We start from the raw sequence: 7865 nt of genomic DNA on the forward strand, positions 1-7865 counted from the left end.
GCAACTAAGGCATACCTTCTAGTGTTGCTCATTCGCTCGCATTCTTGCTTTCCACGTCTCGCGCGCGTACGCGTACATCTCAAAAGTTCTCAACTTCTGTGAAAGTCCCTTGTGGCTTGGGCCGTCATAGGCGCGCTTGGCATGAAGTTGTGCCACACCAACCCAAAAAACGAATTTTCTAACCTGACAGCGCAAAATTTGGTTCCGGTGTCGGTTCTGGCCAGGATCAGGTGGACTTTTGGTACACCCTCGGCCTTGTCAGCGTTCACCTTCGCCTGTATAGCCCTGGTTAAGCACTTCGTCGAAATGATGACCATGGCAGACTTTGTGCGCGTACCTTGCTGCGTACCATACGTTGCGTACCTACGGGCTCCGCCAAACAGAGAAACAATGGCGCTCACGCGCGCGTACATCTCCGAAATGAGTATTTGGCACGACCCCAGGGAGACACGCCATGATGGATATCGTAACCATCGGAGCTGTGACCACCGCAGTCATCAGCGGCCAGAGATAGAGAGGTGGCTCCCTTCCTTGCGCATGGCATACGGATAGATGTCCTTAGTGGTCAAATACAAACGCTGTGTTGCAGCTTGTCAGCGCTCCCCTGCCTTGACTCCTAAAGCATCCAGTGTGGCTTCTTCGTCAGGCCCGGCAGGATGGATGTTAAAGCTTTAACAGAAATCAAACCGGAATCAACAAATCAAATGAATTCAAAGAACACTCAGAGCTAGCATCCATGCAGGCTAGCGGGCGATTGATTTGCTGATTGTTTGATTTAACAAATTCATACGGGGGAAATTTTCTGCGCGTGAGGAACAGTGCGGTGTCCACCCGACAGGGTTCTCAACTTTTAGCCCCCCCTCCGCACTACATTCTTTTGTTGACGGACGCGGCCAGTTCCGGGCTGGCGAGCGAACCCAGTTTTGCATTGGCATTAAGAAGCAATTCCTCGTGTGGCCTGTTGCCATTGTCGAAGTGGACTCCGAGGTTCCATACATAGGCGTAGTTCTCGCAGCCATCGCGCCAGAGTTAGGCTATTTGACACCATAGACCGTGACTTGTCAGTTGTGATCGGGTAGGTGCTTGCTCGCCAATGATGTTAAGTTTTGTTAAGGTCTGCGCGCGTGGCATCAGCAGAGGAGGCCGCTCGAACAGCGCCGATTGGCATCCAGGTTTAACTTCATATTTCGCGGACGTAAAAATGTGAGGAGCAGGTCGGTTTCCTCGATGCGATCTTCCAAGTTTTGGGTAGCCCCTGTCCTCTTGGTTTCGTCTCGATAAGCCAAGTGGCACAGTTGACGAAATCACGGCCTTGCACATGGTTTCGGTGATGCCCGTCTGGCATCAAGAATGCGCTCGTGGGCTGAGCAAATGAAGTGCCAAAAAGCAACATCGACATGCTCTCCTAGCTCATCTCCTGAAGCTAGTAGGCGTTCTGGGTTGCCACCCATACCCACTTGCGCAACAATCAAAATATGGCATTTAATTGCCAAAATTTATCAATATGACCGCTTCGTCCCCAAGCCTCTCTGGTTGGTTGTAGCTAACAGTGAAGATTGAAATTGAGTTTATAAATGCACTCCCTACATCTGATTTTATGTGGTAAGTGAGTTAGAAATAAAATTTAGTGCATTGGGGTAATGAATTGATTCTCAAATTAAATAAATTGATATGAATAAAAATTTTATTAGATTAATTTTGTGTGCTTTTATTTTATTTCTATCAACTGCATATGCAGAAGAAACTGTCACCCCAAAATGGCTCGGCGCAAGCGGGGTAATATACGAAACACCCAAAAAAGCCTGCGATTCATTTGCAGCTCAAATGATATATTATCCCAATGCAATTGCTGCTGTTATTATCCCTGAGGATCCTGGATACTCAGGGCGATGGTGTGCAATATCAAACTCTGTAACAGGTGAAGGCTACCCAAGTACATACACCTATGCAACATGTCCTGCAAACAGTATGCTGGCCCCTGGCTTAGTTTGCCAGTGTATGTATGGTTATTTTGCAGAAGGTGATTCTTGTACGCCGCCGACAATTGAAATTAGCGGTGCAAGCAGTACAAGAGCACTCCCTTCTTTAGTTGGCCCCATAACGCAAATAGTATCCGTAACTCATAATGGGTCACCTAAAGAATCCGTGGGAGTGGATGTTGTTTTTCAAGTGGCTGGATCATCCGTCACGAGAGGCATTGGTGGCAAAACTAAGGCTGATGGTACATATGAATTTCTATTTGTGCCACCGTATTTTGAGAAGACAACTGTGACACTGACCGCATCGTGCGCGACTTGCTCCAATACCGACTCGAAGACTATTGACGTATTAAGCTCGGAGTTAGAAGAGCCGCAAATGTGCCGCCGCTGATCCCCTATTGCCTTATTGTCTTCTCACCATTAACGAATACCAGCCCACACCATGACCATTGATCCGCTCATCCGGCGCAAGCTGCAGCCTTTCTCTCTCAAACCCGCCTTGCGCGCCCTGATCGCTGTGGGTGTTTTTGGTGCTTTTGGTGCCCTCACCACCCTGGGCACCTTCACCTTCATGTCTGGCACCGCCCAAGCCCAGAGCATCCCCAATGGCCCCGAGAACTTCCAGGCGCAGACCGACTGGGTTGACCAAAGCCCCAGCCCACTCACCCTGGGCCACATCTACCGCAGCTTTGGCGACCCCGATGAAGATGCAGACATCGGCATGGGCAAGGGTTGGATGCACTCTTGGTCGGGCCGCATCAAGCTGCCCAAGTACTACGACGCGCGCTACCCCTCCAGCCTTGCAGTGATACTGCCCGATGGCACCTCGGCGCTGTTTCTCAAAGAAATGGGCGAGCAGTCCCCGTGGCTGGCGGCAACCGGTGCGGACTGGATTCAGGGCTCGGTGGGAGGCGCCTGGCAATACCATCGCGCCAGCGATGGCAGCTGGTGGAAGTTTGACAACAAAGGCTGGCTCACCCAGGTCACCTTGCGCAATGGCTGGAACTACAACATCCTGCATACCAACGGCAAGGTCCTGTCTGTTGCCAACTCCTTTGGGCGCGGGCTGGGCTTTAGCTACCGGACCGATGGCAGGCTGGGCTCCGTCACCTTGCCCGACGGCAACGCCGTCAACTACGACTACAACGCCAAGGGAAGCCTAAGCTCCGTCAAGGTCAACAGCTACCAGACCCACGCCTACAGCTACGGCAACATCACCTTCCCGGGCCTGGTCACTGCCGTGGGCGATGCCCAAGGGAACCAGATCCTGGGCTTTAGCTATAACCCTGATGGCTCGCTCAAAGAAACCACGCGGGCAGGCGTTAGCGGTATCTATAGCGTCTCGGTAGCCGGACATGCTTGGGTTCCATCCGGAGGTATGGTGGTCGCTGCCGGCACGGACAACTCCGACTGGTACAAAGCCTCGGTTACCACTACCGATCCCAATGGCAACAGCACCACCCGTCAGTACCAGGGTACGGCCTCTGGTGTGCGCCTGAGTGGGCAAAGCAATGCACGCTTCTGGGACAAGTTCAAGGAAGAGCTCAACACCGACCTGCTGCCTGCCTCAAAAGAAGACTTCCAAGGCAACAAAACCACCTACCAGTGGAACACCAACCGCCAGTTGATCACCCAGGTGGTGGCTGCCTCCAACCGCCCAGAGGCCCAAATGGCCCAGATTGAATGGCATGACGCCATGTCATTACCCACCAAGATCACCGAGGCGGGGCGCATCACCCAACTGAGCTACGACGACGGCGGCAACCTTGTGGGCACGCTGGTCACGGACACGGCCAGCGGCAAAGCCTACTCCAGCGCCTGGGCCTACAACCCCAATGGCCTGCCGTACTCCTACACCGATGCGGGCGGCCAGACCGTGTTTGGCTACGACACCAAGGGTAACCTGAGCAAGGTCACCGACCCCCAGGGGCGCATCAGCCAGTACACCCACGATGGCGCAGGCCGTATCCTCACCGCGACCGAACCCTCTGGCCTTGTGCGCAACTACAGTTACAACCCCAAGGGCCAGCTCACCAGCTTCAGTGCAGGGGGCTTGCTCACCACGCTCAACTACCTGCCCAACGACAAGCTGGGCACCGTCACATTCGCCAACGGCTACGCCATCACCTACCAGTACGACGGCGCCCTGCGCACCAGCAACTGGAGCGACAACCGGGGCAACTCCGGCCAGTACACCCTCGACGCGCAAGACAACGCCACCAGCGCCACCGTCAAGGACAGCGCGGCCACTACCGCCTTGCAGGTACAGCGCACGATCAACAGTCTTAACAAGGTGGCGAGCGAGACCCGAGGTGCCAACCAAAGCACAAGCTTGGGCTATGACGCCAATGGCGACTTGGTCTCTGCCAGCAATGGCCTGTCTCAAACCACCACGCTTGCAGTGGACGGCCTGCGCCGCTTGAACAAAGTGACCGACCCGCTGAACAACGCAGCCTCGCTCACCTACGACCAGTTGGACAGTGTTACCGCCGCCAAAGACTTCAAAGGCGTCACCACCAGCTACACCCGAGACGCACTGGGCAACGCCAAGCAAGAGGTCACCCCCGATGCAGGCACGGGATCCGCCACCTACGACGTGCGCGGCCTCCTGGCATCCACTACCGACGCCACAGGCCGCACCATTGGTGTAGAGCGCGATGCGCTGGGCCGCATCACCAAGATCAACTACAACAACGGCACATCGTCTGTGCTGCGCTACGACCTCACCGGCACCACCTACAACACCGCTGCCGCGCCCAATGCCAGCATCGGGCACCTGAGCGAAGTGCAGGACCCGGGAGTCACCACCCAGTACCAGCGCGACGCCCTGGGCCGCGTGCTGCGCAAGACCCAGATCCTGGCAGGGGGCACCACCAAATCCATTGCCTACACCTACGTGCCTGCAGGCCAGGGCGGTGCGGGTAGTGTGCAAAGCATCACCTATCCATCTGGCAAGCAACTGGCCTACCAGTACGACAGCACCGGCCTCATCACTGGCATGCAGTGGAACGGCACGGCACTCCTCTCGGGCCTGACTTGGAACCCGCTGGGCATGCCCAAGGGCTGGAGCTGGCCCGGCATCCTGGCTGCGCCAGGAGCCACCGCCAAGCTGGCAGAAGCGCGCAGCTACAACACCGCAGGCCAGCTCACCCACACCGGCATCCTCGACCTCACCTGGGACGCGGCAGGGCGCGTGTCTGCCATTGAGCAAAGCCAGATGGTGCCCGCCGCTGCAAGCGCCGGGGGCGCAGCCACCACCACCGTGCAGGCCCGCATCGCCAGCGCCTACACCTACGACGCAGCCGGGCGCATGACCGCCAGCGGCCACAGCCTCCAAAGCACACCTGCTGTCAACTGGCCCAAGGTGGGCGCCCTGGCCACGGGCCTCTTGGATGTCGCAGGCTACAACTCCATGGGCTATGCGTACGACGCCAACGGCAACCGCCTCTCGGCCTCCACCGTCAAGACGCCTGCATCGGGTAGTAGTGCTACCACCACCCGTACCTACAGCCTGACCGCTGGCACCAATGTGCTGGCCAGCATTGCCAGCACAACGACTCCGGGCAACGCAGCGAGCACCAAAACCTACCAGTACGACGCAGCAGGGGCCATCACCTCAGCCACTACCAGTGGCACCACCAGCGGAGCCCAGTACCTGCACTACGGCGCCAATGGCCGCGTTGCCAAAGTCACCGGCACGGCCAGCAGCACCGACCCCAGTGCTGTGAGCTACCTCTACAACAGCGCGAGCCAGCGCCTGCTCAAAACCGATGCACGGCAAAGCACCACGGCCCCGCGCACTGAGCACACCCTCTACAGCGAAGAAGACAGCGCGCAACTCCTGGGCACCTACAGCAACCAGCGCAGCGCAAGCTCGGCAGCGCCTGCAGGCGAGATGGACAGCACCGAAGTCATCTACCTGCCCACCGCCCAAGGCATGGTGCCGGTGGCGACCCAGATCAACGGGCGGCTCTACGCCATCCATGCGGACCACCTGAGCACCCCCAGGCGCCTGACCAACCAGCAAGGGCAAGTGGCCTGGCAGTGGCTCCTGACCGGGTTTGGCGAAGTGAGCCCGACCACCGGGGCGAAAGGCTACGTGCAAGCGGACAGCCCAGTGGCAAATAGCCTGCCCAGCTACGCGCCAGAGGTGACGTTCAACCTGCGCTACCCGGGCCAGCAGTGGGACGAAGAGACGCAGCTGAGCTATAACGTCAACCGGTACTATGGGCCGCAGGAGGGGCGGTACATCCAGGCCGATCCGATTGGGCTGGCGGGTGGGTGGAATCGGTTTGGGTATGTGGGCGGGAATCCTCTGAGTTTCACTGATCCTCGCGGATTAGATAATCCCGGCATGGGTCCATACGGTCCTCCTTGGACAGGGGTGTGGCGCTGCCAAAGACCTATCAACATAAGCTGGGTTGGTGGCGCTAGTGCTGCGCTGCCGAATCACAACTGGCTGCTCACGGGATCATATGAGTCAGGAATGGGAGCGCAGTGCCCAGTTCCTGGGCAGGGATGCTCTGATATACCGGGTGCATTAACCCAGACGATTGACCATCGAGGCCAAAGTTGGCAGCCTGGCTCTCAATGTGTCCCGGTTCCTGATGTGGATGAACAGTGTGTGAGTTCGGCAATTCGTCCTGGACAGACCACAGGACGTTGGATGCCATGGAATCAGTGCCAAAGTTTTGCTGATGAAGTTTTGGATCGTTGTTCCATAAAACCACGAGTTCCTTTTCTGCCGGGATGGGGTCAATCTTGGAGGTAAACCAACCATGCGACCTATATTAATAACAGTACTATGCGTTCTCTTGGCCTTATTTTTTGGATTTTGGGGAATTCAAACGGCTTGGATTGGATCGCTTCCAAATCAAAATCCTAATGAATATGAGGTCCGGGCAACAATACAGCTTGGTCTTGGATTATTGTTTTTTCTAGCGCCATTTCTATTTTGGATTATTTTTTGGAGAAAAAAATAGTCAATTTTCAATAGAAAAGCCACCTGCAATCCCATGCCAGCCGCAATGGTTGGGGATTCAGGTGGCTTCATTGTTGGTGCCAGCGTTGTATCTTCGCTACGAACTGTGCTGCGCCAACATCGCCTCGATCACGTCAATCACCATGCGCTGGCGAGGCTTGGGTGGCGTGAATGGTGCTAACAGATGTGGTTGTCCTTAAATTTATGAAACTTAACAGCAAACAAGTCGCAGCGGTCATAGCCTTGCAAAGTAATGATCGATATGAGAACTTCATTAAAGTCATTGTTGACTGGCAAGAGGTATGGGGGCTCTACCAAAATGGCTGGGCACTTGCCGGTGCCGACGATGGGACCACTGTTTTTCCTTTGTGGCCTGCAAAGGAGTATGCTCAGCTATGTGCTGAGGGGGAATGGATAGGGTACGAGCCTCGTGCTATCTCATTGAATGAGCTTATGGAAAATCTACTGCCGAAATTGAAGAAAGACGGCTTGTTTCCTGGGGTTTTTTATACGCCATCGAACAGAGGTTTGACACCATCTGTGGATGAGTTCAAAAGCGCAATAGAAGCCGAATTATCGAACTACTAAATTGCTAAAAGATCCTGATTTTTTTATTCATCACAGGGGGGCTATTCCATCGAAGCCATCCAGCCATACAGTTCTTCCCAGTTTGCTTCTATTCAAACGACACTAATATTTACCTGGTTGCAGCGGGACGTAACTTCGGCGCCTCTCTGCCTAAAAGCGTCTCCAAGAGACCGCAACGGGCTGACTCCGCAACATGAGGTGCCGGTGTTGTTGAGTTGAAGGCAACCTCGCGCGCGCGTACTGGTCTCAAAACCGGGCACTGGCGTGGCGTGTTTCTACCCTTCGCCAACAGAATCGTTTTGCGCTCCAGGTGCCGG

General features: G+C 55.6%; 3 protein-coding genes. All 3 read left to right on the plus strand.

Features of this window, described 5'->3' with window-relative positions; all coding sequences use genetic code 11:
• Positions 1-1671: 1671 nt before the first annotated feature.
• The 3 genes from ABIE32_RS20470 (at position 1672) to ABIE32_RS20480 (ending at position 7548) form a co-directional block, all read left to right on the plus strand.
• The gene (locus ABIE32_RS20470) at positions 1672-2370 is read left to right on the plus strand and encodes a hypothetical protein (RefSeq protein WP_429018928.1); all 699 of its coding nucleotides are present in this window, start codon (positions 1672-1674) and stop codon (positions 2368-2370) included.
• Positions 2371-2421: 51 nt separating this feature from the next.
• Entirely contained in the window at positions 2422-6750 is a 4329-nt protein-coding gene (locus ABIE32_RS20475) for an RHS repeat-associated core domain-containing protein (RefSeq protein WP_429018931.1), read from the plus strand.
• Positions 6751-7164: 414 nt separating this feature from the next.
• Positions 7165-7548, plus strand: coding sequence for a DUF2750 domain-containing protein (locus ABIE32_RS20480; protein ID WP_429018934.1), 384 nt, complete (start codon positions 7165-7167; stop codon positions 7546-7548).
• Positions 7549-7865: the final 317 nt, after the last annotated feature.

The sequence above is a fragment of the Comamonas sp. 4034 genome, assembly GCF_050434545.1.
GTDB classification, from domain to species: Bacteria; Pseudomonadota; Gammaproteobacteria; order Burkholderiales; family Burkholderiaceae_C; genus Comamonas; species Comamonas odontotermitis.